Source organism: Saccharopolyspora sp. NPDC002376, from assembly GCF_053593195.1.
Map to the genome: position 1 here is coordinate 16,308 of NZ_JBSFBZ010000066.1, position 26,072 is coordinate 42,379.

Sequence of the window (26,072 nt, forward strand, 5' to 3'; positions counted from 1 at the left end):
GGGCCCGCAGCTCGCTGGCCTCGCGACGCTGACCACGCAAATGTCCTCCGTCGGGCCGTGATTGGTCGCCCGCCCCTGGAACCAGCTGCTCCGGCGAAACCCGCTGAGGCTGTTTCCCGGTGAGACACAGGAGCTTTCGATGACAACCGAGACCGAGCGGCCCACGAGCAGAATGGGCCGACGACAGCGAGCGAGGCTGACCCGCGGCATCCAGTACGCCGTCCTGGTCATCGCGATTGTGGCGCTGGTCGTGGTCGCTGACTGGGGCCAGATCGGCCGTGCGTTCTTCAACGTCGAGGTCGCCGCGGCGCAGTTCCCCGACGTGATCACCACTGCTTTGGTGAACACCATCATCTACACCGCTCTGGGCTTCGGCTTCGGCCTCGTGCTGGGCATCGTCCTCGCATTGATGAAGATGTCGTCGATCGCCCCGTATCGGTGGATTGCCACCGGCTACATCGAGCTGTTCCGCGGGTTGCCTGCGCTGCTGGTGTTCATCGCGCTCGGCTTCGGTGTGCCGATCGCGTTCCAGCTGCAGTTCGACATCTACTCCACGGTGATGCTGAGCCTGGGTCTGGTCGGCGCGGCCTACATGGCCGAGACGATCCGCGCCGGCATCCAGGCCGTGCCGCGCGGTCAGGTGGAAGCCGCCCGCTCGCTGGGCATGTCCCCGGCGCGCACCATGATCACCGTGGTGATGCCGCAGGCGTTCCGGATCATCCTGCCGCCGTTGACCAACGAGCTGATCCTGCTGACCAAGGACTCCTCGCTGATCTACCTGCTGGGGCTGTCCGCCGACCAGTACGAGCTCGCGAAGTTCGGTCGCGGCGCGCTGAACCAGTACCAGTCGCTGACGCCGATCCTGATCGCCGGCCTGTGCTACCTGATCATCACCATCCCGCTGTCCCGGGTTTCGAACCTGCTGGAGCGCAGGTACGGCAGCGGAGTGCGGACCAAGAGCGGCCACGGAGGCGCGGGAGCATGAACAGTCCGTGCCAACCCGAGCCCTGCGCAACCGCACCTCAGGGGAACGTGACGCGAACCAGCCACGAGAAGCCGCGAAACGCGAGATTCATGCTGAACGCAACCACCACCGTGAATCGCGGAGAGGCGGAACTGTGATGATCGAGATCTCCGGGCTGAGCAAGTCCTTCGGTTCGCTGGAGGTGCTGCGCGGCATCGACCTGCAGGTCGAGCGTGGCGAGGTGGTGTGCGTGATCGGGCCGTCCGGGTCCGGCAAGTCCACCCTGCTGCGCTGCGTGAACCTGCTCGAGGAGCCGACCGCGGGCAAGGTCTCGGTGGACGGCATCGAGCTGACCGATCCGGACACCGACCTGGACGGCGCGCGGCGGCACATCGGCATGGTGTTCCAGCAGTTCAACCTGTTCGCGCACCTGTCGGTGCTGGAGAACCTGACCGTGGCGCAGCGCAAGGTGCTGGGCCGCGACAAGAAGACCGCGGAGAAGACCGCGCGGGAGAACCTGGACCGGGTCGGGCTGGCGGAGAAGGTCGACTCGATGCCGGCGCAGCTCTCCGGCGGTCAGCAGCAGCGGGTCGCCATCGCGCGGGCGCTGTCGATGAACCCGAAGGTGATGCTGTTCGACGAGCCGACCTCGGCGCTGGACCCGGAGCTGGTCGGCGACGTGCTCGGCGTGATGCGCCAGCTCGCCGACGAGGGCATGACGATGCTCGTGGTGACCCACGAGATGCAGTTCGCCCGCGAGGTCGCCGACCGCGTCCTGTTCATGGACGGTGGCGGCATCGTCGAGCAGGGCGACCCGGCCGACGTCATCGGCAACCCGAATGAAGAACGAACCCGGACCTTCCTCGCCCGAGTCCTCGACCCCACCCACACCCACACCCACCCCGAAGCCGCCGTGGAGTGACCAGTCCCCGCCCGCCGGTCCCGACCCTAGAGCCACAGTTTCAATTGAAACTGTGATCCGCCGTGCCTGGGATTTACAGTTTCAATTGAAACTGTGGTTCCGCCCGCCCCCCCGGTACGGCACCCTCGCGGACCGCGCCGGCCTGGGATGGGCGCAATTTCAATGGAAATCAGACGTCTGATTTCCATTGAGATTGCGGGAGTTGTCCACAGGGGCGGGTAGTTGTCCACTGCCCCCGGCGTGTTGGGTGTCCGACGCGCCGGGGGCTGGTGCGTTCGGGGGAACGCGGGGCGCAGGGGTGGTTTCACGTGGAACTTCTCGTTGGGCCGTTCGGTTGCACCGTTGGGCTGTTCGCAACCTTCTGGCGAGATCACACGTCAGAGTTGGTGGAGTCGTAGATCGACTACCTTTCGTGTGGAACGACGAAACTGGACACGGTCGGGGGAACTGGTGGCGGTCGTCAAGCCGTGGGAGAGCAACGGTCCGTTGACCGCTGCCGAGCAGCGGTTCGAGGAGCTCCTACGGCAGAGCAGAAGCGACCGCGTGGCCCCCGACACCAGCCCACCGCTGGACGTGCACGCCGTCAGCCACGACCCGGAGCGGGTCATCCGCGGCGAGTACCTCAGCCGCCGCCTGGTGGAGTCGCTGGACGAGACCGGCTGGCGGCCGTTCTCCCGCCGCACCGGCCAGCAGCCGGTCATCGCCATCGAGAACGCGGTGATCACCGGCCGCGTCGACCTGCGCGCCACCGACCTTCCCTACCTGCTGGAGTTCGTCCGCTGCCGGTTCGAGCTCGTCCCGGACCTGCGACAGGCCAGCATCGCCGGGCTGGTCCTCTGGCACTGCTGCCTGCCCGGCCTCAACGCCCGGAACCTCAGCACCAGCAACGACACGGTGCTGCGCAACTGCACCAGCAACGGCGGGATCGACCTCGCCGACGCGCAGCTGGGCGGTTCCCTGCTGTTCAACGACAGCGAGCTGCGCAACCCCGGAGGCCGCGCCATCTACGGCGACCGGCTGTCGGTGTCCGGTGCGCTGATCGGGTTGCGGGTGCAGGTCCGCGGCGAGATCCGCATCCCCGGCGCGAAGGTCGGCGGCAACCTCACCCTCTCCGGCGGCACGCTGCGCAACCGCGGGCGAATCGCGTTGAACGCCAACGGGATCCAGATCGGCGGCAGCCTGCGCTGCGACGTCGACCCGACGAGCAAGCGGCCGCTGAGCGTGGCCGGGGTGATGTTCATACCCAGCGCGCACATCGCCGGCGACGTCCGGCTGCGCGACGCGGTGCTGGAGCCCGGCATGATGCCGCCGCGCCGCGGCGAGTCCAAGCACGACGACCCGACCAGCACGCTGATCTTCGACCGCGGCGACATCCGCGGTGACGTGCAGATAGACCAGAACTTCCGCAGCGGCGGAACGATCCGGATGGTCAGCGCGCGGATCGGCGGCGACCTGCGGATGGCCGGGGCGAGCATCGACCTGGGCTGGTCGCGGTCGGCGAAGGCCGCGGTGGAGCAGCCGCTGCGTGCGCTGCACATCGACGGAACCGAGATCCTCGGCAACGTCGACGCCTCGCGCGCCGACCTGCACGGCCAGGTGCGGATGGTCGACGTCCAGGTCTACGGCAGCTTCCAGCTGAACCGGGCGCGGCTGCGCGGGCCGCGCACCGACGTGGTGCAGGCCAGCCGGATCAAGGTGGGCAGCAACCTGGATTGCCGGGACACCGAGATCGCGGGTTCCCTCCAGCTGCAGGGCGCCCGGATCGGCGCCAACGTCGACCTGCGTTCGGCGCAGCTGACCAAACCCGCCTGGCACCGGCACAAGTTGGCCTACAAGCCGTCGGTGGACCTGCGCGCCGCGCAGATCGCGCGCGACCTGGTGTGCGCGTCGGGCGGTCGGCCGTTCCTCGCCGAGGGCGAGGTGCAGCTGCGGCGCGCGCAGATCGGGCGGCAGGCCAACTTCTACGGCTGCCGGCTCGGCGACGGTTCCAGCCGCAACGCGATCAACGCCTTCGGCCTGGTCGTGCAGGAGTTCACGCTGCTGCCGGAAACCGCACCGCAGGGCCGGATCATGCTGCGGCAGGCGCAGTGCGAGCTGCTGGCGGACAACTCGGCGCTGTGGGCGGCGTCCGGTGGCGTGGACGTCGAGGACTTCACCTACGACAACTTCACCGAGACCATCGAGCCGACCGACCGCGCGACCGTGCTGGAGCGGCTGGGCTGGCTGCGCGCCAACTCCGGCGGCCGGTACCAGCCGGGGCCCTACGACCAGCTGGCGAAGGTGTTCCGCGGCAACGGCAACGAGGAGCACGCGGTCACGGTGCTGATCGAGAAGCAGCGGCGCCGGTACCAGGCGATCGCGGCGGCGACCCGGCCGGTGTTCCGCCTGCCGGTGCGGTTGTGGAGCACGTTGCAGCTGGTCACGGTGAGCTACGGCTTCCGGCCGCTGCGCGCGCTGATCTGGTTGGTGCTGCTGACCGCGGCGGGCACCAGCTGGTTCAACTTCCACGAGTTGCACCCGATCAACGAGGAGGACCACCCGGTCTGGAACCCGTTCCTGTACACAGTGGACCAACTGGTGCCGATCATCAACCTCGGCCACGACGTGATGTGGCGAGCCGAAGGCAACTCGGAGTGGATCACCGTCGTCCTGATCGCCTCGGGCTGGATCCTCGCCACCACAGTCGCCGCCGGTATCACCAGAGCCCTCCGCCGCGACCAGTAGCCGTCACCCCAGGGGTGGTCAATTTCGCGAGAAATTGGCAACCCTTCGCAGGTGGTGTGCGGGTTTTCGGAAGTGCCACTCGATGATCGGGTGAAGTGTCTGGCTGGGGTGGATCTTCCGTGCTAGATCAGGTTGGCCAAGTCCTCGCCACGGCACGGAGGTTCGCGTGGTCCGGTTCCGTCGTCTCACCCAACTCGGCTTCGCCATGGCTGCCGCAGCGGTCGCGCTCGCCCCGACAGCGCACGCGGCCACCAACGACCTCGAGTACGTCGCGATGGGCGATTCCGCCGCGGCCGGCCCGCTCATCCCCGACCAGGACCCGGACTCGAACTGCTTCCGCTCCGAGAAGAACTACCCGCGGGTTGCTGCGGAGCTGATCGGCGCGGAGTTGACCGACGTGACCTGCTCCGCCGCGACGATCAGCGACTTCTCGAACAAGCAGTACGGCGTAGTGCCGCCCCAGTACGACGCGCTCAAGCGCAGCACCGACCTGGTCACGGTCACCATCGGCGGCAACGACGTGAAGTTGGTGCAGGCCGCGGTGTCCTGCCTGAACCTGCTGCCGGAACCGGCCGGCAGGTCCTGCAAGGACCGCTTCACCGCAGGCGGGCGCGACGAGCTGGCGGAGCGGATTGACGCGCTGGCCCCGAAGGTCGACGGGATGTTGAAGCAGATCGAGAAGAAGGCGCCGCACGCCGAGATCGTGGTCGTCGGCTACGGCACCTACCTGCGGCCCGGCGGCTGCTACCCGATCCAGCCGGTGTGGTCGAAGGACGCCGACTACATCCAGTCCAGCGTGGACGAGCTGAGCGAAATGCTGCACGAGCGCGCGTCGGCGCACGGCGCGAAGTTCGTGGACCTGGCAGCGGTGAGCCGCGGTCACGACATCTGCGCGGCACCGCAGGACAAGTACTACGAAGGCGTCATCCCGACGTCGGTGGCAGCACCGCTGCACCCGAACGCCAAGGGAATGCAGGCATTCGGCGAAGCCGTCGCGAAGGCCATCACGCACGCGGATTCCTGACACCACAACGGAAAAGCCCCGTGCCGAAGCACGGGGCTTTCTCATGAGGCCAGGCCTTCGCAGAGGTGGACGGAGAAGGTCACCTGCGCTCGCACATCGCGCAGCTCGCCCGCGATGTTCAGGCCGCAGCGCAACACCTCGAGCTGAGCCGCGCGGTCGCCGAGCCGGTGGTGGAAGCGCTCCAAGGACAACGCCAGGTGGCAGGCCCGCGCGTGCTCGTCGCGCAGGATCGCCAGCCCGAGCATCTTGTGGAGATTCGCCTCCTCCGCCCGGAACCAGTGCAGCGCCGCCTGCGCGTTCAGGATCTCGGGAAGATCCGCCGGCGGCGGACCGGTCCACCGGCGCCACGGCGAGTCCGAGACGAACCGCAACCCCCGATCCGCCGTGTGCAGGTAGAAGTCCAGCAGCCGGTTGAACGCGGCATTGCGCTCCACGTCCGACTCCTCCGCGGCGATCGCGGTGGAGTACAGCCGGACCAGCCCGGGCTGCAGGTAGCGGCCGTCGTCGGTCTCGTGCAGCAGGTGGAACGCCGCCATCCGCTCCAGCTGGATGAAGCTCTCGTGGATCGTGGTGTCCGCGAGCGCGGCGGCGGCGAAGCAGTCGACGGTGCCGCCGGGATGTTCGGACAGCAGCCGGAACAGCCGGGCCGCGCCGGCGTCGAGCCGCTGGAAGCTGCCGGTCAGCGCGGTGTGGACGCCTTCGCCGGAGTCCGGCAGCGAGAGCTTGGCCAACCGGTGGCGCGGGTCGGAGGAGGTGTCGATCAGCGAGCGGATCGTGCGCTGCGGAGGTCCCGCCGCGCGGGCCGCGGCGATCCGCAGCGCCAGCGGAAGCCGGTCGCACAGCTCGGTCAGCTCCACGGCGGCCTCCGACTCGGCGTCGATCCGCTTGGAACCGAGCACGAACCGGAGCACGTCGACCGACGCTTCCCGGCTAAGCGGCGGCACCGTCACTCGCACTGTTCCAGCGATCACGGCGAGTCCGTCCAGCCTGCTCCGGCTGGTCACCAGCACTGCGCGGCCGGATCCGGGCAGCATCGGCTTCACCTGCGTGGCCGAGCTCGCGTTGTCCAGGACCACCAGTACCCGCCGGTCCGCCAGCACCGACCGGTACAGCGCGGCACGTTCGTCCAGATCGTCGGGAATGCGCACATCGGGCACGCCGAGCGCGCGGAGGAAAGCGCTCAGCACCTGGCCGGGCTCCACCGGTTCGGTCTCGCTGAACCCGCGGAGGTCGGCGAACAGGCAGCCGTCGGGGAAGCGCTCGGCCGACCGGTGCGCCCAGCGGAGCGCGAGCGCGGTCTTGCCGACCCCCGCCGGGCCGGTGATGATCCGGACATCGCCGTCGCCGCGGCTGCGGTCCAGCTGTGCGAGCTCGGCCTCCCGGCCGACGAACCAGCTGTTCTCCCTGGGCAGCTGCCACGGCACCGCGGTCGGTTCCGGACCCTCCGCGCTGAGCACCGTCTGGAACGCCGCTTGAAGGCCCGGACCTGGGGTGACGCCGAGCTCTTCGATGAGCCGGGACCGCGTCGAGTGGTAGACGTCGAGCGCCTCGGCCTGCCGTCCGGCCTGGTGCAGGCTCAGCACCAGCAGTTCCACCAGGGGTTCGCGCAGCGGGCGCATCGCCACGGCCTCGCGCAGCGGGTTGATCCCCTCGTCCGCGCGGCCGATCCGGTGCAGCCGCCAGGCCAGCTCGTGCACCGCGTTGATCATCGACTCATCCAGCCGGTCCACGACCTCGCGGCGCAGCAGCTCAGCGGCGACATCGGCCAACGGCGGGCCGTGGTGCAGGGCTAACGCGGCGTCCAGCAGCTCGACCGCCTCGGTGTCGGGGGCGTTGCGGGCCGCGGCGACCAGGTCCTCGAACTGCGTCATGTCGACCGCGGCGCGCGGGGCGAGCAACTGGTAGCCGGGTGCGCGCGTGACGAGCTCGACACCGTCGCCGAGTTCCCTTCGCAGCTTGGCGATGTGGCCCTGCAGCGCGGCCTTGGCTGTGGGCGGTGGCTTGCCCTCCCACGCGATGTCCATCAACCGGTCCGCGGACACGACGCGGTTCAGCTCGATGGCCAGCGCGGCCAGGACGCTGCGCCGCTTGGCGGCGCCGATCGCGGTCGCGCTGCCGTCGGCCCGCAGCAGTTCCACGGGCCCCAGCAGGCGAATCCGCAGCTGCGGCGGTTTTCCTCGAGAAGACATCCACTCTCGTTCGAATGCTCCGTCGGACGCGCTCACCGATTGCCCCGATGTATTGGCGAGACGTTGGGCCGACGTTGGCGACGCTTGCGATCATAGTGCGGTGTTGTTGTGTCTGGGGGACTCATGAGCGAACCCGAGGAAGTGCAGGCGACTCGCACGCTGGCCCGTTCCGCCGCAGGCATCAAGCAGTTGCGCCAAGCGGTCGAATCGCAGGACTTGCGCCTGGAGCCGGCCGCGGGTGAGCAGCTCCGCGAAGCGCTGGAAGACCAGATGTCCACAGTGGACGAATGGTTGAGGCGCGCCAACGGCCTCACCGGGAACGCGCCGCTGGGGCAGAACCCGGTCGGCCAGGCGATGGCGGTCAAGTTCGCCACTCGCGCGCAGGGCGGCGAGAACTCCTTCACCGACGTGCTGACGCAGTACCGCGCGGTCGTCGAAGAAGCGCGCGACGCGATCAACGAGGCGATGCGCACCTACCGGGACGCCGACGAGCACGCCGCGGACGACTTCCGCAAGATCGCGGACGCCGCGTTCCAGAACCGCATGTGATGGGTCGGGCGACGCTGGGGTGCGCCCACCGCAGTCGAGGGGATGAAGGGCGGAGATGACCCAGCCGATGAGCAGTCCGGAGCAGCCGGACATCGTGCTGACCGAAACGCAGAACTGGGCCTCGCGCAGCCACGAAGAGCTCTACGCGGCGGTGCACACCGACAACGACCCCGGCCGAGTGGGTCAGCTGTCCGACGAGTGGAACGGGCTGAGCCGCGACATCGGCGAAGCCGCGCAGCGCATGTCGGAGCGGGTTCGGGGCACCGAAACCGGCTGGCAGGGGCAGGCCGCTGACGCAGCGCGCGCCGCGATCCAGGAGCTGGCCGACTGGAACGTCCAAGCGGGCGACACAGCAGGCTCGCTGGCGGCGCGGATCTCCACGCAGGGCCGGGTCATGGAGGTCGCCAAGGCCGAGATGCCCGAACCGGTCAAGGGCGGGGAAGTGCTGACCGCAGCGGTCATCGGCGCTTACGCCACCAACGACCTCGAGAGCTTCACCAGGGCCACCAACGACCTGCAGGCCCACCAGGCTCAGGCCACCTCCGCGCACGAACGCGCGGTCCAGGTCATGACCAACATGGAGGCCCAGTCTCGCACCATCGACAGCGAGACCCCGCGCTTCACCCCGCCGCCGAACCCGGTGACCGAGGAGCGGATGCACGCCCGGATGGCCCCCATGGCCGCTGGCGGTGCGGACCAGCAGCTCGAGCCGCAGAAGCAGGGCCGGCCGATGGATCCGCAGCAGCAGGGCCAGCCGCTTGAGCCGCAGCAGCAGGGCCAGCCGATGGATCCGGCCTCCACGACCCCGGAGGGCATGTCGCCGGCTGCGGCGAACGGGCCCGGTGGGATCGACGGTCCGACGAAGGCGATGCCGATGCCGAAGCTGGGCGATGGCCCCGCCGGCCCTGGTGCGCTCGGTGGCGGGCCTGGTGGGATCGGCGGCGGACCTGGCGGCGGGTTCGACGGTCCGACGAAGGCGATGCCGATGCCGAAGCTGGGCGATGGCCCCGCCGGCCCTGGTGCGCTCGGTGGCGGGCCTGGTGGGATCGGCGGCGGACCTGGCGGCGGGTTCGACAGTCCGACCAAGTCGATGCCGATGCCGAACATCCCGCCGCTGGACCCCAGCGGCACGACCCCGCAGGGGACGAGTCCGCAGGGCACTAGTCCGCAGAGCTTCAAGCCGCCGACCCTCCCAACAGGACCCGGTGGCAACGGGGATCACACGTACCAGCCGCGGCCGTACATGGGTCCGGGTCCGCAGCTGCCTTCCGGTCCGAACCGGAACCGGCCCGGCAGCAACCAGCCCGGTAACCAGAACGGCCCGGGTTGGCGTGGGCAGGTCCCGCCGATCCCGGGTGGCCCCGGTGGCTTGACCGGCCCCGGTGGTGGCGGTCCCGGTGGCACTGGCGGTGGCCCCGGTGGCTTCCGCGGCGGCCCGGGCGCGATCCCGAGCTTGGGTGGAGGTGGAGGCGTCGGCGGTGGCGCTGGTGGAGCCGGTGTCGGTGCTGGCGGCGGTGCCAGTGGCTCGTCCAACCTGGCCCCCGGTGGCTCTTCGGGGACCGGCGGAGGACGTCCTGGTGACCCCGGCCTTGGCGCCCGTGGCATGGGCGGTGGCGCTGGGCAGGCCGGTGCTGCCGGAGCCCCGGGCATGGGCGGCGGTGCGATGGGCAACCGCGGCCGTGGCGGTGAAGAGGACAAGGAACGCAGCGCGAAGTACGTCCAGGGCGGACAGATCGTGGAGGTGCCGGGCGCCGACCTGCCGCCGCCGGTGATCGGTGAGGGCAAGAAGAAGAAGCGGGACCAGGGATGATGACGACAGCAGCGCCGGACTTCGTGCTGTCCGCCGCGGAGTACGACCTCGTCACCGGAGCTCTGGGCCACGGTCGCCCGCAGTTCCCGCTCCAGGTGCCCAGCCTCGGCCGGACGATGGAGGAACGCGCCGACCTCGCCGCCGACGCGTTCCGCTCGCTGGCCGACCGGGGCATGGCCTCCGGTGACCAGCTCGACGACCGGCTGGCGGGTCTGCTGCAGCTGATCGTCGACAACAACACTTCGGTGGACGTGGTCGGCTACGTCGGCCAGCCGGTCCAGGCCTTGGCCGCGGTCACCCGCCGCGCCGGGGTGTTGGCGCAGCTGGTGTCCGGCGAGCTGTGGCTGACCGAGATCCGCCCGACCGCGCTGGCGATGGCGGCGGTCGGCGTGCTGCCGCCCGGCCAACCCGGCATGAAGCGTGCGCTGTCGGTCCCCAAGGACCAGCTGAACCGCGCGCTGGACGAGGACGACGACGACCCGTTCGGCGGGGACTACGACGACGAGACCGCGCTGGTCCGGGCGGGCATGTCCGGCCAGGACGCAGCGGTGCTGGCTGAGCTGGTCGAAACCCGCGTCGGTGGCGGGCAGTTCGGCGTCACGCATCAGGAGGCCCGGTCCAAGACGCTGGTCACCTGGTTCGACACCAACGAGGGCCGGTACCTGATGGTCAGCGAGCGCTCCCACGTGAGCATCGCCCCGGCCGACAACCGCCGCATCGAGCACCGCCTGGGCGAAGTCCTGGCCAAACTCGACTGACGAGCTGTAGGGGGATCACCATGACGTTCCAGGTCGTGGCCGAGGACCTGACCGCGCACGCCAGCCATCTGGAAGGTCTGACCGACCGGGTGGACACCGCGATTTCCGCTGCTCAGGAAGCGATGTCCGACGAGGCGTACGGTGTGCTGTGCTCGTTCCTCCCGCCCATCATCAACCCGATGGAGGAGGAGGGCATGGAGGCGCTCAAGGCCGCCAAGGAGGGCATCACCACCACGGCGGACAACGTGCGCCAGACGGCCAAGGACTACCAGGAGACCGACGAGGCGGGCGCGGACAACTTCTCCAAGTTCGACGACGCCGTCAAGGTCAAGGAGTCGGCCGTCGCGCTGCGCGAACCAGTCGAGAGCTCGGGCTCGGGCTCTTCGTCGGGCGGCCACGCGCCGAGCGGTTCGACCTCGGCCTCGTACGAGGCGAAAAACATCGGCCACATGCCCAGCCAGTCGGCGGAGCAGGGCTTTTCGCCTGCGATGCTGGGGCGTTCGTCGTCCGGCCCGATGATGGACTCGGAGCCGCAGCAGTATGCGGCGAAGAACGCGCCGGAGCCGCAGCAGTATGCGGCGAAGAACGCGCCGGAACCGATGCAGCGCGGCGAGCCGATGTCGACGCCGCAGCACGCGCCGATGGAGCCGATGCAGCTGGGCGTGACCATGTCGTCGCCGGCGCATGCTCCGCTGGAACCGGCCCAGCAGGGCGAGCCGATGACGACGCCCGCTCACCAGGCCACGGAGTCGACGCAGCGCCCCACTGGCACGTACCAGGGCGACATCTACTCGACCTGAGGTACGGGTCTAGCAGCTGACATCGCACCGCCCCCCCGAGGTCGGGGCAGCAGGCGGATCGCAGGTTTAGAAGTCTTTTGGAGGTTATGCAATGCCGGGCCAGAACCAGGGCGGGTTCGCTGCGATCGGGGCTGACCCGGACGATGCGGAGCGGCGGATCCAGGAGTGGGCGAAGGGCTTCGAGGAGAAGGCCCAGCGCTACCAGGCCATGCAGGCCGAGACCGAGCAGCTGCGGCTGACCGCGTCCAGCAACGGCGGCCACATCAAGGTCACGGTGCGCGCCGACGGCAGCGTGACGGACCTGGAGTTCACCGACAAGATCCGCTCCATGCCGCCTTCGGAGCTGGCCGCGCAGATCCTGTCCACGATGCACCGCGCGCAGTCCGACATCGCCAACAAGGTCGGCGAGACCATGACGGCGCACCTCGGCGACGAGGACCAGGAAACGCGCACGATGATGCTGGACAACCTGCGCGAACGCTTCCCCGAGGAGCCCGAGGACGAGGAGCAGGAGCCGGAGACCTCCTCGAAGTGGGACGGCCCGGCCGAGGAGGAGGACCACACGCCTCCGCCGCCGGCCCCGCCCGCACCTCCGGCCGCTGCACCGAATCCGCCTGCGGCACCGAAGAAGAAGCCCAACTTCGAAGACGATGACGACGAGTTCGGCCCCGACTTCGACCCGCTGCGGGACTGACTGATCCAGCCCGTTCCCCCTACCCCGGAGTGTTGTCGTGACGAACCCGCTGGTCGCTGAGCGCAAGGATTCGACGCAGGCCTTTAGCGGTGTGCCGATCATGGAGTCGGTCGACGAGACGAAGAAGGCGATCGAGTCCGGGGACTGGGCGTCCGGTGTGATGGGTGCGGTGGGCACCGGCCTGGATGCGCTGACGATGGCGTTGGATCCGTTCGGGTCGATCCTGGCGGCTGGTGTCGGCTGGCTGATGGAGCATGTTGGTCCGTTGTCGGATGCGCTGGATGCGTTGACCGGTGATGCGGATCAGATCAAGGCGCATTCGGAGACGTGGAAGAACGTCGCCACGGAGCTCGGTGAGATCAACACCGAGATGGCCAACATGGTCAGCAGTGATATCGCGGACTGGACCGGGGATGCCGCCGATGCTTATCGGCAGCGCAGCGAGGACACCGGAAAACTCATCGAAGCCGCTCAGAAGGCTGCCGAGGGCGCCTCGGACGGAATCGGTACCGCGGGCGAGGTTGTGGCGGCGGTGCGCACGCTGGTGCGTGACATCATCGCCGAACTCATCGGCCGTCTGGTGTCGTGGGCGTTGCAGGTCCTGGCGACGCTGGGGATCGCGATGGCGTGGGTGGTGCCGCAGGTCGTGGCGGCGGTGGCCAAGACGGTGTCGAAGATCGCTGATGTGACCACGAAGCTGGTCAAGGCGATGAAGGCGCTGTCGCCGCTGATCAAGAAGCTGGGTGACGGTTTCGGCGACGCGAAGAAGGCCCTGGACCGGATCAAGAACGACAAGGGCGGCGGCCCCAACAAGCCCGACAGCCCAGCCCCCGCCCGTCCCACCGGCAACGACGGCCCTGGCTCGAGGTCGGTGCCCGACAGCGAACCGGCCCCGACCAAACCGTCCGGTATGGACGGTCCCGCCTCGACGACACCGTCCAGCGCAGGCGGTGATCCGAAAGCCCAGTCGTCGTTCGGAAGTGGCGGTTCCGGTGGCGGGTCGTCCTCGTACGGAGCGCCCAACCAGGGCGGCCCTCCGCCCCCGCAGAACAGTGCGCCTCCACCCCCGCAGAACAGCGCTCCTCCACCTCCGCAGGTGGTCAGCGCGCAGAGCTTCGTCGGCCCGACCGGCGCGTTCGACTACAACTCGGCGAACAATTTCATGCAGCAGCACTATCCCGGCGTGCAGCAGATCAACAAACCCAATTGGGACCAAGGCGTACCCGGGCACAACACCAACTGCGGGTACTGTACGGTCGCCACTGCGCACCACCTCAAAGGGAATCAGCCGTACCAGGTCGGGCCCACCAATCCCATGACCTTGGGCGACGTGGAGAACGGTGCGGTGCAGAGCGGGTTGCCCGCCAACAAATTCCAGCCGGTTCCGGGTGGTTACAACCAGCTCAACCAAGAAGTCGCCCAGCAACAGCCGGGGTTCGTGGCGTCCGTCGCGGCGAAATGGCCCGGTGATCCGGTCGGACACTTCTTCAACGTGCACAAGAACCCCAACGGCGCGGTCGTCTACCTCGACGCGCAGAACGGCTTGCCAGCCGACATCAGCAGACCGCCCAGCGAGCTGTACACGATGGGTTACTAGACGAACTCGGCAACCCGCCCCTTGAACCGACGCCACAGAATCGAGCAGTTCGCGAAATGATCGATCCGATCCGCACCGCAGCCACCTGGCTGGAGCTCGTCTACGGGGGCCGTGTCGATGTCGTGGGCACGGCCCCGATCGCCGAGGGGCAGCAGAGCTGGTTGGTCGGATGCGCGAACCGGGAAGCCAACGCGCAGCCCATGCTGGCCTGCACCATCGCCGTCCCCAAGGACGGCACCGCGCCCTTCCCGGTCTCGAACTCGGTGCCCATTGACGAGGCGCTCAACCTCACCCCGCCACGCGGCCCGGTCTTTCCCGGTCAGGAACCGTGGCGCTGGCGGGTCAACGCCCGCAACTGCGTGGTCGCGATCGATGCCGTTCTGCAGGGCGCGCAGGCGAGCGCGTTGCCGTGGGCACCGGCCGACGAACAGCCGAATTGGTGGACCCGCCTGCTGGCGGAGCACTTCCCGGACGCGACCACGACGACGCATCGCACCTGGGCCACCGCGCTCGAAGCGATCACCACCGCCGGGCCGGGTGCCTGCGCGGTGGTCTGGCTGCGCCGCCGGTTCCGCGATGCGGAGGTCACCGGCCACCTTCTCTACGCCAAGTACGTGGATGGCGCGGTGCTGGTGCTCGACCCCCAGCGCGGGATGCCTGCCGAGCTCCGGGATGCGGAGGTCCACCAGCTGACCGTCGCGGTTTTCCACCGGAAGTCCGCGCGTCCCGAACCCATCCCGGTGCCTTGGCAGCGCCCTGCCACCGATCTCGATTCGGCTGTGGCTAAGGCGACGGCCTGGTTGGACGCCACCTACAGCGGTGAGGTCACCCTCGTTGCCCCGGCCGCCGAGGACGAGCTGCGCCGCGGCTGGCTGTTCGCGTGCACCACGGAGACGTTCAAGCGCACCGGCGACTGGCGCGACCAGCTGCTCGATTCCGCGCTCGTCGTCCCCAAGAGCGCGGAGGAGGACCCGTTCGGGCTCCCCAACGGGAATCCGTGGGCGTTCCTCGAACGCTGGGACGCGAACGAGCAGAACCTCCCGGCGCCCCCGAACCCGGGCGCTGCCGCCTGGTACGAGCCGACGATGCGAGAACTGGGACAGGTTCTCGGCACCAGCCACCACGTTGACTGGCCGGGGGTGGTCTCCGAGATCGCGACGTTGCCGCCGCATGCCGCCGCCCTGGTGTGGGTGCGGCGCAAGGACCGTCGGGGCCGGGAGACCGTGGGAATGCTCCTGCCGGCTGCCAACGAGGGCGGGCGGGTCCGCATCGCGGATCCCCAGAACCCCACCGCTGTGCCCAAGCTGGAGAACAGCCCCTTCGGCCTGCTTCTCATCACTTACACAATGCACCGATGAGGCGAAGTCCCCGTTTCGCCACCCGGGCATCGGGTTGTGATGCACGATCGAGGGGAGCGACTGTGATCGGACCGCTGCGGATCGTTGAACCGCGGACGTGCCCGGATCCGCGAAGCGCGGATACGCCGTTGCGGTTCCCCGGGCAGTACCGCGACGCGGAGACCGGGTTGCACTACAACGTGTTCCGCTATTACGACCCGGCCACGGCGCGCTACGTGAGCCAGGACCCGCTGGGGCTCGCACCCGCACCGAACCCGGTCACCTACGTGTCCAACCCGCTGGTCGCGACCGATCCGCTGGGCCTGACCTCCTCTTGCTCGAACAGCGGTGGTTCGTCCACTCCTCCGGCGACCCCCAACTCCAACACGAAACCGAGCCTGGTCCAGAACAGCGGCGCGACCAAGATGTCGAACAACAAGTTCAACAAGGACCACGTGATCGACGATCCGAAATTCGATCAGTCCGTCAACGACTACGTGAACAGTCCTGCGAACCCCGGAGCGAAAAGACACGCTTCCGAAGCGATGGCGAAGGTGCATTGCAGTACCTGCGTGCGCGCACCGGGATGGACAATCTCGAACTGCACGGCCTGACCAAATCCGATCCGCATGATCTCCCCACCAAGCCGGGTGAAGCCCGGTCGCACGCCGTCAAGTACGACAAGTCCCGGGTCACCGACGTTGTCAACTGGGATGGCAAGAACTTGAACGTGATCGAGGCCAAGGGTGGCGGCTCGTCCCTGAGCAAGCGGAATCAGGACTTCTTCCACGAGGACACGTCGGGAGCGAACGCGTACAGGATGTGAGAGCCGACAAGTTGGGGTATTGATCCGCTGCGGCTGCCCTCACGGCCCGAGAAGAGTGGCGAGCCGGGGCGAGTAGGCGTGGTCGAGCACCAGCGAGGCCGCGCCTACCGCTCCGGCGTCTTCGCCGATCAGGGCTGGGGCGACCTGGACCGGGCGGACTTCGGGGGCCCACACGTGCTTGGTCAGGACCTTCGACACCTGGGTGCGCACCAGGTCGGAGGCGTGGCGCAGCGCTGGTCCGCCCAGGATGACGCGGTCGACGTCGAGCACGCTGACCACCGACGCCAGTGCCTGGCCCAGTTTGGTCGCCGCTGTCCGCAAAACCTTGCCTGCCAAGGCATCTCCGTCCGCGGCTCGGCGGCAGAGTTGTTCGTAGGACTGCGCGATCGGTGCGTCGTCGGCTTCGCCGCCCGCTGCGAGCCAGTCCGCGACGATCGCGCGCATCGAGCAGTGCGCTTCCAGGCATCCCCTTCTGCCGCAATGACATCCGCGTCCGCCGCCGCTGTTCAGGTGGCCGATCTCGCCCGCGTTGTTGCTGACGCCGCGGTGCACCTGGTCGTCGAGCACCACGCCGATGCCCACGCCGGATCCCCAGTGGACGTAGACGAACGAGCCCGCGCGGTGCTCGCCGCCGGCCCAGCGCTCGCCGATCGCGGCAGCCGTCGCGTCGTTGTCCATCACCACCGGAAGTCCCGCCCGCTCCGCGACGATGTCGGCGAGGGGCACCGTCCCCCACCCGGCCAGGTTCGGCGGCGAGAGCACCTGCCGGTGCGCCGCGTCCAGCGGTCCCGGCACCGCGAGCCCGACACCGAGCACCCGGTCCTCGTCGACCCCGGAACGACGCACGAGCTGCTGCAGCGTCCGCGTCAGCGCCGAGGCGACGGCGGACGGTGAAGCCTCGTCAGGCAGCCGACGCGTACTACGCAGCCGCACACCACCAGCCATGTCCAGCAGGACTCCGGTGATCCGCTCCGGATCCAGGTGCAGGCCCACCGACGAATAAGCGTCCGGCGCGATCTTCAGCAGCACCCGGCGCTTCCCGCCGGTCGACGGCGCATGGCCGTTCTCGGTGACCAGCCCGTCCTCGATCAGCGCCCGGACGATGTTGGACATCGTCTGCGCGGTCAGCCCGGTGCGCTGGGCCAGCTCCACGCGGCTGATCTCGCCGCGGCGGCGGATCGCGTCGAGCACGACAGCCCGGTTGAAGCCGCCCACCCGGGGCAGATTCGTGCCCTGCCAGGACGCTTTCGCCATGAACGCTCCTCGTCGGGTGGCGAGATCGTTGACTTGTTCCAACGAATGGAATTAACTACCCGGAGTGTGATCCGGATCTCAAGCCGTGCGCAACCACTGCTGGCAGGAGGGCCGCGATGCAACGGCGCAGAGCGATGTCCGTGCTCATCACCGCGACGCTGGGTCTGTCGCTGGCCGCCTGCGGGGGCGGCGCTGCCGACGACCCGAACACGATCAGCGTCGCCTACCACCGCTACGGCAACACGCTGCAGGTCGACCAGTGGATGCAGCGGGTCAAGCAGCAGTACGAGCAGGCCCACCCGGGCAAGACGGTGAAGCTGGACCCGGTGGTCGCCCCGGAGGGCGAGTACCTGTCCAAGCTCCAGCTGCGGATGCGGTCGCCGTCCACCGCGCCCGACGTGCTCTACGAGGACAGCTTCAACGTCAACTCCGACGTCGCCGCCGGCTACCTCGAACCGCTGGACGACCGGCTCGCGCAGTGGCCGGACTGGGACAGCTACATCGACACCACCAAGCAGGCGGGAAAGGCCCAGGACGGTAAGACCTACGGCGTTCCGCTGGACACCGACACCCGCGGGCTCTGGTACAACCGCGAGCTGTTCACCCAGGTCGGCCTGCCCGCCGACTGGCGACCGCGCACCTGGGACGACGTGCTCGGCGCCGCCCGGCAGGTCAAGCAGCAGCGCCCGGACGCGATCGCGCTGGATCTCGCGCTGGGCAAGGCGGAGGGCGAGTCGGTGAGCATGCAGACGGTGGAGATGCTGTTGTACGGCACCGAAACCGGCACCCTGCACGACGACCAGCAGCGGAAGTGGATCGCGCCGAGCAAGGGCTTCGCCGACGCGATGGGTTTCCTGTCCACCGCGCTGGCCGAGGACCTCACCCAGAGCAAGGCGCAGATCGCCGACGCGCAGTACGACAAGGTGCAGCGCGACGAGCTGGTCCGGGACGGCAAGGTCGCGATCCGGCTCGACGGCAGCTTCGCCTCCGGCAACTGGCAGGACTCCGGCTGGCCGGACTGGGCGAAGGTCATGTCGGCCACGCCGATGCCCACCCAGCATGGCCAGGCACCCGGCACCGTGACGCTCTCCGGCGGTTGGACGCTGGCGATCAGCTCGTCCAGCGAGAAGAAGGACGACGCGTTCGAGTTCATCGAGCAGGCGATGACCAAGGACAACGTGGTCGAGTACACCACCGCCAGCGGCAACCTCCCCGCCCGTGAGGACGCCGCGTCCGATCCGCGGGTGATCGGGGCGAACCCGCTCAACGAGTTCTGGATCGGCCTGCTGGACAACACGCACTACCGGCCCGCGCTGCCGGAGTACCCGAAGGTCTCCCAGCAGATCCAGCAGTCGGTGCTCGACGTGGTGGCGGGCAAACCGCCGGACGAGGTCGCCGACCAGTGGGCGCAACAGGTTTCGCGGATCGTGCAGCCGGCCAACACCAGGGCGGGCTGATGGCGGTGCGGGCGCGGCAATGGCTGGTGCCGATGGCGCCCGCCGTGCTGCTGCTCGGCCTGTTCGTGGCCGGACCGATCCTGTGGAGCTGCTACGTCTCTTTCACCAACGCGGCGCTGACCGGCGCCGCGGCCACCGAGCCGGAGTTCGTCGGGCTGGAGAACTTCCGCCGCCTGTTCAGCGATCCGGCGCTGTGGCACTCGGCCTGGCTGACCGTGGTGTTCACCATCGGTTCGGCGGTGATCGGGCAGAACTGCCTGGGCATGCTGATCGCGGTGCTCACCCAGCACCGCAACCGCTGGCTGCGCACCATCGTCGGCACGGTGGTGGTCTCGGCGTGGGTGCTGCCGGAGCTGGTGGCGGCGTTCGCGGTCTACGCGTTCCTCAACTCCGAAGGCACGCTGAACAACGTGCTGGTCGGGTTGGGCTTCGAGCCGCGCGACTGGCTCTACAGCCTGCCGATGCTCGCGGTCGTCCTCGGCAACGTCTGGCGCGGCACCGCCTTCTCGATGCTGGTCTACCAGGCGTCGCTGTCCGAGGTGCCGAGCGATCTGGCGGAGGCCGCGGAGGTGGACGGAGCCGGCCCGTTCCGCCGGTTCTGGCACGTCACGCTGCCGATCATCCGCCGTTCGGTGCTGACCAACCTGATGCTGATCACGTTGCAGACCATCGGGTTGTTCACGCTGATCTACGTGCTGACCGCGGGTGGCCCGAACGCGGCGACGCAGACCCTGCCGCTGCTGATGTACGACTCGGCGTTCGAGTTCCACGAGATCGGCTACGGCGCGACGATCTCGCTGGTGCTGCTTCTGATCGGCGGCCTGTTCGCCGTGGTGTACGCCAAGAGCCTGAAGGACGAGGTCTGATGGTTGCGGTGACGGTCGCTCGGCGGCGCTCGGTGGCAGTGGTGGTGCACCTGGTCCTCGCGGTCGTCGCGCTGGCCTTCCTCGCGCCGCTGCTGTGGCTGCTCACGGCCGCTTTCGACGCCGACGCCGCGCTGACCGCGAAGGTGCCCGAGGCGTTCACGCTGGACAACTTCGCGCAGGTGCTCAGCTGGGACCAGAGCGGCCGTCCACTGTGGAACGGTCTGCTGATGTGCGGCGGCGCCGCGCTGATCTCGGTGGTGGCCGCGGTGCTGTGCGCGTACCCGCTGTCGCGCTACCAGCTGCGGTTCCGGCGTCCGTTCCTGTACGTCGTGCTGTTCGCCTCCGGCCTGCCGATCACTGCGGTGATGGTGCCGGTGTACAGCATGTTCGTGCAGCTGGAACTGATCGACTCGATGTTCGGCACCACGCTGTTCCTGGCCGCCACCTCGCTGCCGATCGCGATCTGGATGACGAAGAACTTCATGGACGGCGTGCCGATCAGCCTGGAGGAGGCGGCGTGGGTGGACGGCGCGTCGGCGATGCAGGCGCTGCGCGCCATCGTGCTGCCGCTGATCGTGCCGGGCATGGGCGTGGTCGCGATCTTCACCTTCATCACGGCGTGGGGGAACTTCTTCGTCCCGTTCATCCTGCTGCTGGACCCGGCCAAGCAACCGGCCTCGGTGGGGGTGTTCACCTTCTTCGGCCAGGGCGGCCTGATCGCCTACGGCCAGCTGGCGGCCTACTCGATCCTCTACACAGCCCCGGTGATCGCCCTCTACCTGATCATCTCCCGATCCCTCGGCGGAGCCTTCAACCTCGCCGGCGCCATCAAGCGCTGATCACACGACCTCGGAGACCCGGTAGGCCGCGCCGCCGTCGACCAGGTAACCCGAGCCCACACAGACGACATTCTTCGCCCCCACAAGCTGACCCGGCCGGTTCCGCACGTGGGTCGTGAGTGCGTAGAAGGCCTAGAGCACTCCTACGCCCTCACGGCCCCTGACCAGCCAAGACAGCACCCCGGGCGCGGGGCTGCCGCCTGGTGCCGCCGCGGCCTGCTGGGCGATGCCGCGGACGTGCCCGACCAGCACGACCACGGTGTCGAGCCGCTCGCTGCCACCAGCGACATCGAACTTCAGGACTACGACCTGACATCCGTCGCGGGAAGTGGTGCTTGACGGTCCCGGAAAAGCCTGCGGGCGGTGAGCTCGGTCAGCTCACCGCCCGCAGGAGACTTGCTCGGGTCATGGCAGTTGTGCACGGCCTGCCAAGCGGACCCGGTCCCGGCTGGTTGGGTCGATCTCGCCGACGTCGGACTTCTCGCCGGACTCGTCGTCCTCGGTTCGCAGCGCGAGGAACACCGCAGCGACCGCGATCAGGGACAACGCCAGCATGGCCAGGTTGACCATGACACACCCCCTCGGTTCGGCGCCCTTTTTCTCGGCGGTTATCACTGGGACGCATCAAGTGTCCGTCGGGTTGCTGATCGTTTGCGATTCCCGGATTTACTCCACCGGGCTGCGTAGATCCACCTGGCCGGAACGCAAAACGGCGTTTCCCCGAAAGAACTTCACGTTCCTTGGGGAAACGCCGCACGATTGCGCACGCTTCAACGAGCTTCCGCTCCGGACGGGTGGCCGCGGGGCTTCCCACGTTGCCCCATTAAGACCACCCGTCCGGGGGTCGCTCGGTCAGTTACCGAGACGCTGTTTGAGCGCTTCGAACTCGTCGCGCATCGAGCTCGGCAGCGCGTCACCGATGGTGGCGAACCACTCGTCGATCAGCGGCAGCTCAGCCTTCCACTCCTCGATGTCGACCTTGAGGGCCTCGTCGACGTCGGAAGCCGGGGTGTCCAGCCCGTCCAGGTCCATCTCCGCGGCGGTCGGCACCCGGCCGATCGCGGTGTCCCGAGCGGCGGCGCTGCCCTCGAGCCGGTCCACGATCCACTTGAGCACGCGGGAGTTCTCCCCGAAGCCCGGCCACAGGAAGCGACCGTCCTCGCCGCGGCGGAACCAGTTCACGTAGAAGATCTTCGGCAGCTTGGTGGCGTCGGCGTCCTTGCCGAGGTCCGCCCAGTGCGCCAGGTAGTCGCCGACGTTGTAGCCGATGAACGGCAGCATCGCCATCGGGTCGCGGCGCACCACGCCGACCTGACCAGCGGCGGCAGCGGTGGTCTCCGACGACATGGTGGAGCCCATGAACACGCCGTGCTGCCAGTTGAACGACTCGTTGACCAGCGGAACCGTGGTCTTGCGGCGACCGCCGAACAGGATCGCCGAGATCGGCACGCCCTGCGGGTCGTCCCACTCCGGCGCCAGGATCGGGCACTGCGACATCGGGGTGCAGTAGCGGGAGTTCGGGTGCGCCGCCTTGACGTCGCTCTCCGGCGCCCAGTCGTTGCCCTTCCAGTCGGTCAGGTGCTCGGGCGTCTCGCCGCCCATGCCCTCCCACCACACGTCGCCGTCGTCGGTCAGCGCGACGTTGGTGAACAGCGAGTTGCCCTGCTCGATGGTGCGCATCGCGTTCGGGTTGGTGTGCTCGTCGGTGCCCGGCGCGACGCCGAAGAACCCGGCCTCCGGGTTCACCGCGTACAGGCGGCCGTCCTCACCGAAGCGCATCCACGCGATGTCGTCGCCGAGGGTCTCGACCTTCCAGCCCGGGATGGTGGGCTGCAGCATCGCCAGGTTGGTCTTGCCGCACGAGGAGGGGAACGCGGCCGCGACGTAGTGGACCTTGTTCTCCGGCGAGATGAGCTTGAGGATCAGCATGTGCTCGGCCAGCCAGCCCTCGTCGCGGGCCATCGCCGAAGCGATCCGCAGCGAGTAGCACTTCTTGCCCAGCAGCGCGTTGCCGCCGTAGCCGGAGCCGTAGCTCCAGATCATCCGCTCCTCGGGGAAGTGGGTGATGTACTTGGTGTCGTTGCACGGCCACGGCACGTCCTGCTGCCCCGGCTCCAGCGGCGCACCCACCGAGTGCAGCGCGGGTACGAACTCGGCGTCCTCGCCCAGCTTCTCCAGGACCTTCTCGCCCATCCGGGTCATGATGTGCATCGACACCACGACGTACTCGGAGTCGGTGATCTCCACGCCGAGCTTCGGCGGGGTGGCGTCCAGCGGGCCCATGCAGAACGGGATGACGTACATGGTCCGACCACGCATGCAGCCCTGGTAGAGCTCGGTCATGGTGGCCTTCATCTGGTTGGGGTCCATCCAGTTGTTGGTGACCCCGGCGTCCTTCTCCTCGACGGAGCAGATGTAGGTCCGCTCCTCGACGCGCGCCACGTCCGACGGGTCCGAGGCCGCGTAGAACGAGTTCGGCTTCTTCTCCAGGCGGGTGAACGTGCCCGCTTCGACCAGCTGGTCGGTCAGGCGCTGCCACTCCTCCGGCGAGCCGTCGCACCACACCACCCGGTCGGGGGTGGTCAGCTCTGCGACCTCACGCACCCAAGACAGCAGGCGCTCGTGTTTGGTCGGTGCCTGGTCGAGACCGGGAATGGTCAATGCGGTCATCGCGTCGTGTCTCCTGACTGGGCGCCACAGCCCGGACTTGTCGCCGGCGGGGGTCCGTCGGCGTTTGCGGGAATGCTTCGCCCGTCCCGAAGGTCGGGCGATTTGTAAAAAGGGATGCACCGAGGCTAGCGGGGACAGCGGCGCCCAATGGAGATCAGCCCTGTTCGTTCTCTCACAAGAACGATAAGGGAATCGATTCAGTTGGGATCTTTCGCATGGCGCCGACGGAAGTTTCGTCGTCGACCCGGCATGAAAAACCAGAATTTCCGGCGAACCGGACACGGGTGCGAACGCGGGGCTAACCGGGGGCATCGGCTGAATGGCGGATGCCGAAGCGCGTCGGAAACGCAGAACCCGCCCGGGGACGGATCCACCGGGCGGGCTCTGCGGGAGTTCGAGGGTGCTGGGTCAGCCCCAGACGTCGTCGGAGTCGGCCCGGGCGCCCTTCGCGCTGGCCGCACCGGACGCCTGCGCCCCGCCAGCGTGCTGGCCTCCGCCGCCCGCGCTCGGCTGGTCGAAGTTCCAGGTCGCGTCGTCGGTGGCCCCGGTCGCCGGGTTCGGCGCGTACTGGCCGTCGCCGGTCACCTGGCCCTGCTCGACCACGGTCCACTGCCCGTCGCCGGTGTGGTGCGAGATGGTGACCTCGCCGTTCTGGCTGATCTCCACGACCTGGTCGGCGGACCCGTCGCCGTCGACGTCGGTGACCAGCATGGTTCCGCCGGACTCGGTCTCGACCACGGCGGTGTCGGCCATGCCGTCGGAGTTGGTGTCCTCGGTGGCGGGCCCGACCTGCACGTCGCCCTGCGGCGTGTCGATGACCATGGCCGGACCGTGGTCCTGCTCCGGATCCATCCCGCCGGGGTGCTGCTGGGGCGCCTCGCCGGTCCACTTGCCGGTGGCGGCGTCGTACCGGGCCTGGTCGACGACGGTGCCGTCGTGGTTGATCGTCTGCATGACGTCGGCCTGGCCGTCGTGGTCCTCGTCGATGTAGGCGACGTAGCCGTCATCGGTCATCACCGCGACGGTGTCGTCCACCCCGTCGCCGTCGAGGTCGTAGTTGGCCTCGGCGGTGTACTCGTCGCCTTCGACGGTGACCTTGATGTCACCGTCGCCCGCCCCCTGCTCCTCGATGTACACGTCGCCACCCCTCAACCAGGATCACTGCAAAACCTATGACGCAGGGTAGAGGTCAGCGGTTCCGCTCGAGAAGCACCTGGTCTTCCCCGGCTGATCGATCCGTGTCGGGCGGCTGCGGAATAGTTGCGGCGTGCGGCGATCGTTGGGGCGGGACTTCGGGTGGTTGTGGGCCGCTTACACGGCCAGCACGGTGGGAACGAGACTCGCGTTCGACGCGTTCACGCTGATCGCCGTGCTCGTGCTGCACAGCAGTACTGCGCAGGTCTCGGCGTTGGCGGCTTCGGGGTTGGCGGTGGGTGCGCTGATCGCCGTGCCGCTGGGGCCGTGGGTGGAGTTCCGGCGCAAGCGGCCGGTGATGATCGCGATGGACCTGGTGCGGTTCTTCGCGCTGCTGTCGGTGCCCGCCGCGTACCTGCTCGGGGCGTTGACGTTCGCGCAGCTGGTCGTCGTGTCGGTGCTCGCGGCCTCGGCCAACATCGTGTTCACCTCCGCCAGCGGCGCCTACCTGAAATCACTGGTCAAACGGGATGACCTGGTGGTGGCGACCGGTCGTTTCGAAGCCACCCAGTGGACCGCGACCGCGCTCGGCCCGCCGCTGGGCGGCGCGGCGATCGGGATGTTCGGGCCGTTGACGACGGTGCTGCTGGACGCGGCGAGCTACCTGCTGTCCGCGCTGGGCATCCGAGCGATCAGCGGCCGCGAGCCGGAACCGCGGACAGGACGCGCGGAGCGGATCAGCGCTGGTGAGGTGCTCGAAGGGTGGCGGTACATCCTGCGCCACCCGCAGCTGCGGCTGCTGTTCTTCAACACGACCCTGGTGAACGGTCTGATCATGGCGACCGCGCCGCTGTTGGCGGTGGTGCTGTTCCGCGACCTGGGCTTCGAGCCGTGGGAGTACGGGCTGGCGTTCGGCGTGCCGTGCATCGGCGGCCTGATCGGATCGCGCATAGCGCAGCCGCTGCTGGCGAGGTTCGGCCAGCACCAGGTGCTGCTGACCAGCGGAATCCTCCGCGCGTGCTGGTCGATCGGGCTGGCGTTCGTCCCGCCGGGACCGTGGGGCGTGGTGTTCGTGATCGTGATCGAGTTCGGCCTGATCACGAGTGCGGGCGTGTTCAACCCGGTGTTCGCCGCCTACCGCCTGGAGCACACGGCGACCGACAGAGTGGCTCGAACCCTCTCGGCCTGGTCCATCACGAGCAACGCGAGCATCGCAACCCTGACAGCCTGCGGAGGCCTGCTCGCCACCTTGACCGGCCCCAGGGGCGCGGTGGCGATCGCCGGAATCCTCATGCTCTGCACGCCTCTCCTCCTACCCCGCCGCCGGAGCGGTGCGCTGGTGCGGAGTTCATGAGTGGCCGGGCGCCGGGTCGGGGGCGCGGAGCGCCCGGCCACCATGTGGCCCGGCGCGGGGAGGGAGGCGGCCGGGCCCGTCTTGTGCGGACTCAGGTCTCGAGTCGAGCGAGAGTTTCAGCGGATATGTGGTGCCGTCCGGTGGCCTCGCCTTGCCGTTGCCTTTCGGCCTCGACCTCGTCGATCAACTGCCACACGCTCAACGCTCCCTCACCAGCACCACCGTGCTGCGCCCGCGCCGGCCGAACGAACAACAAGCTCGCGATCAACACGTTCACGAGCACGAGCGTGGTCACCTGAAGCCA

22 protein-coding genes and 1 pseudogene are annotated in these 26,072 nt (G+C 68.7%); 18 read left to right on the top strand and 5 right to left on the bottom strand.

Annotation, left to right across the window (positions count from 1 at the left end):
- Nucleotides 1-172: 172 nt before the first annotated feature.
- From ACWCO2_RS31500 to ACWCO2_RS31515, 4 genes are all read left to right on the top strand, one after another.
- Nucleotides 173-985, top strand: coding sequence for an amino acid ABC transporter permease (locus ACWCO2_RS31500; RefSeq protein WP_450131448.1), 813 nt, complete (start codon nt 173-175; stop codon nt 983-985).
- A gap of 136 nt (nt 986-1,121) precedes the next feature.
- Nucleotides 1,122-1,886, top strand: coding sequence for an amino acid ABC transporter ATP-binding protein (locus ACWCO2_RS31505; RefSeq protein ID WP_450131426.1), 765 nt, complete (start codon nt 1,122-1,124; stop codon nt 1,884-1,886).
- Between the two features lie 450 nt (nt 1,887-2,336).
- Entirely contained in the window at nt 2,337-4,610 is a 2,274-nt protein-coding gene (locus tag ACWCO2_RS31510) for an oxidoreductase (protein ID WP_450131427.1), read from the top strand.
- 166 nt (nt 4,611-4,776) lie between these two features.
- Complete coding sequence (locus ACWCO2_RS31515; protein WP_450131428.1) at nt 4,777-5,634, top strand: SGNH/GDSL hydrolase family protein; 858 nt, start codon at nt 4,777-4,779, stop codon at nt 5,632-5,634.
- Nucleotides 5,635-5,675: 41 nt separating this feature from the next.
- Here ACWCO2_RS31515 and ACWCO2_RS31520 read toward each other — a convergent pair whose 3' ends face one another.
- Nucleotides 5,676-7,823 carry a BTAD domain-containing putative transcriptional regulator gene (locus tag ACWCO2_RS31520; protein WP_450131429.1) on the bottom strand — a complete coding sequence of 716 codons (2,148 nt, stop codon included), beginning with the start codon at nt 7,821-7,823 and terminating at the stop codon, nt 5,676-5,678.
- A gap of 123 nt (nt 7,824-7,946) precedes the next feature.
- Here ACWCO2_RS31520 and ACWCO2_RS31525 point away from each other — a divergent pair, with 123 nt between their 5' ends.
- From ACWCO2_RS31525 to ACWCO2_RS31565, 9 genes and pseudogenes are all read left to right on the top strand, one after another.
- Nucleotides 7,947-8,372: a hypothetical protein gene (locus tag ACWCO2_RS31525; RefSeq protein WP_450131430.1), complete on the top strand. Its 426-nt coding sequence runs from the start codon at nt 7,947-7,949 to the stop codon at nt 8,370-8,372.
- A 67-nt stretch (nt 8,373-8,439) separates the two neighbouring features.
- Nucleotides 8,440-10,182, top strand: a complete 1,743-nt coding sequence (locus tag ACWCO2_RS31530) for a PPE domain-containing protein (RefSeq protein ID WP_450131431.1) — start codon at nt 8,440-8,442, stop codon at nt 10,180-10,182.
- A complete protein-coding gene (locus ACWCO2_RS31535) occupies nt 10,179-10,940 on the top strand; it encodes an ESX secretion-associated protein EspG (protein WP_450131432.1) in 762 nt (253 codons plus the stop codon). The genes ACWCO2_RS31530 and ACWCO2_RS31535 overlap by 4 nt, the downstream gene beginning before the upstream one ends.
- 20 nt (nt 10,941-10,960) lie before the next feature.
- Nucleotides 10,961-11,740, top strand: coding sequence for a type VII secretion target (locus ACWCO2_RS31540; RefSeq protein ID WP_450131433.1), 780 nt, complete (start codon nt 10,961-10,963; stop codon nt 11,738-11,740).
- Nucleotides 11,741-11,831: 91 nt separating this feature from the next.
- The gene (locus ACWCO2_RS31545; RefSeq protein WP_450131434.1) at nt 11,832-12,434 is read left to right on the top strand and encodes a YbaB/EbfC family nucleoid-associated protein; all 603 of its coding nucleotides are present in this window, start codon (nt 11,832-11,834) and stop codon (nt 12,432-12,434) included.
- 37 nt (nt 12,435-12,471) lie between these two features.
- A complete protein-coding gene (locus tag ACWCO2_RS31550) occupies nt 12,472-14,031 on the top strand; it encodes a toxin glutamine deamidase domain-containing protein (protein ID WP_450131435.1) in 1,560 nt (519 codons plus the stop codon).
- Between the two features lie 56 nt (nt 14,032-14,087).
- Entirely contained in the window at nt 14,088-15,389 is a 1,302-nt protein-coding gene (locus tag ACWCO2_RS31555) for a YrhB domain-containing protein (RefSeq protein WP_450131436.1), read from the top strand.
- Nucleotides 15,390-15,505: 116 nt separating this feature from the next.
- Nucleotides 15,506-15,704 (top strand): annotated as a pseudogene (locus tag ACWCO2_RS31560) (RHS repeat-associated core domain-containing protein); the annotation flags it as partial.
- Nucleotides 15,705-15,954: 250 nt separating this feature from the next.
- On the top strand, nt 15,955-16,194 hold the full coding sequence (locus ACWCO2_RS31565) for a hypothetical protein (protein ID WP_450131437.1): 240 nt from the start codon (nt 15,955-15,957) through the stop codon (nt 16,192-16,194).
- Nucleotides 16,195-16,233: 39 nt separating this feature from the next.
- On the opposite strand, the gene ACWCO2_RS31570 is transcribed toward ACWCO2_RS31565, so the two are convergent.
- Nucleotides 16,234-17,448, bottom strand: coding sequence for an ROK family transcriptional regulator (locus ACWCO2_RS31570; RefSeq protein ID WP_450131438.1), 1,215 nt, complete (start codon nt 17,446-17,448; stop codon nt 16,234-16,236).
- Between the two features lie 116 nt (nt 17,449-17,564).
- Here ACWCO2_RS31570 and ACWCO2_RS31575 point away from each other — a divergent pair, with 116 nt between their 5' ends.
- From ACWCO2_RS31575 to ACWCO2_RS31590, 4 genes are all read left to right on the top strand, one after another.
- Nucleotides 17,565-18,905 carry an extracellular solute-binding protein gene (locus ACWCO2_RS31575; protein WP_450131439.1) on the top strand — a complete coding sequence of 447 codons (1,341 nt, stop codon included), beginning with the start codon at nt 17,565-17,567 and terminating at the stop codon, nt 18,903-18,905.
- On the top strand, nt 18,905-19,771 hold the full coding sequence (locus ACWCO2_RS31580; protein ID WP_450131440.1) for a carbohydrate ABC transporter permease: 867 nt from the start codon (nt 18,905-18,907) through the stop codon (nt 19,769-19,771). Before ACWCO2_RS31575 ends, ACWCO2_RS31580 begins: the two co-directional genes overlap by 1 nt.
- Nucleotides 19,771-20,610 (top strand): carbohydrate ABC transporter permease, encoded by an 840-nt coding sequence (locus ACWCO2_RS31585; RefSeq protein ID WP_450131441.1) that lies wholly within the window; start codon nt 19,771-19,773, stop codon nt 20,608-20,610. Before ACWCO2_RS31580 ends, ACWCO2_RS31585 begins: the two co-directional genes overlap by 1 nt.
- Before the next feature lie 108 nt (nt 20,611-20,718).
- Nucleotides 20,719-20,949, top strand: coding sequence for a hypothetical protein (locus ACWCO2_RS31590; RefSeq protein WP_450131442.1), 231 nt, complete (start codon nt 20,719-20,721; stop codon nt 20,947-20,949).
- Between the two features lie 66 nt (nt 20,950-21,015).
- Here ACWCO2_RS31590 and ACWCO2_RS31595 read toward each other — a convergent pair whose 3' ends face one another.
- The 3 genes from ACWCO2_RS31595 to ACWCO2_RS31605 all read right to left on the bottom strand — a co-directional run bounded on the left by ACWCO2_RS31595 (nt 21,016) and on the right by ACWCO2_RS31605 (nt 24,417).
- The gene (locus ACWCO2_RS31595; protein WP_450131443.1) at nt 21,016-21,180 is read right to left on the bottom strand and encodes a hypothetical protein; all 165 of its coding nucleotides are present in this window, start codon (nt 21,178-21,180) and stop codon (nt 21,016-21,018) included.
- Nucleotides 21,181-21,462: 282 nt separating this feature from the next.
- The gene (locus tag ACWCO2_RS31600; RefSeq protein WP_450131444.1) at nt 21,463-23,280 is read right to left on the bottom strand and encodes a phosphoenolpyruvate carboxykinase (GTP); all 1,818 of its coding nucleotides are present in this window, start codon (nt 23,278-23,280) and stop codon (nt 21,463-21,465) included.
- A 408-nt stretch (nt 23,281-23,688) separates the two neighbouring features.
- Nucleotides 23,689-24,417 (bottom strand): DUF6802 family protein, encoded by a 729-nt coding sequence (locus tag ACWCO2_RS31605; RefSeq protein ID WP_450131445.1) that lies wholly within the window; start codon nt 24,415-24,417, stop codon nt 23,689-23,691.
- Between the two features lie 130 nt (nt 24,418-24,547).
- On the opposite strand from ACWCO2_RS31605, the gene ACWCO2_RS31610 reads away from it, so the two are divergent.
- Nucleotides 24,548-25,768, top strand: a complete 1,221-nt coding sequence (locus ACWCO2_RS31610) for an MFS transporter (RefSeq protein ID WP_450131446.1) — start codon at nt 24,548-24,550, stop codon at nt 25,766-25,768.
- Nucleotides 25,769-26,072: the final 304 nt, after the last annotated feature.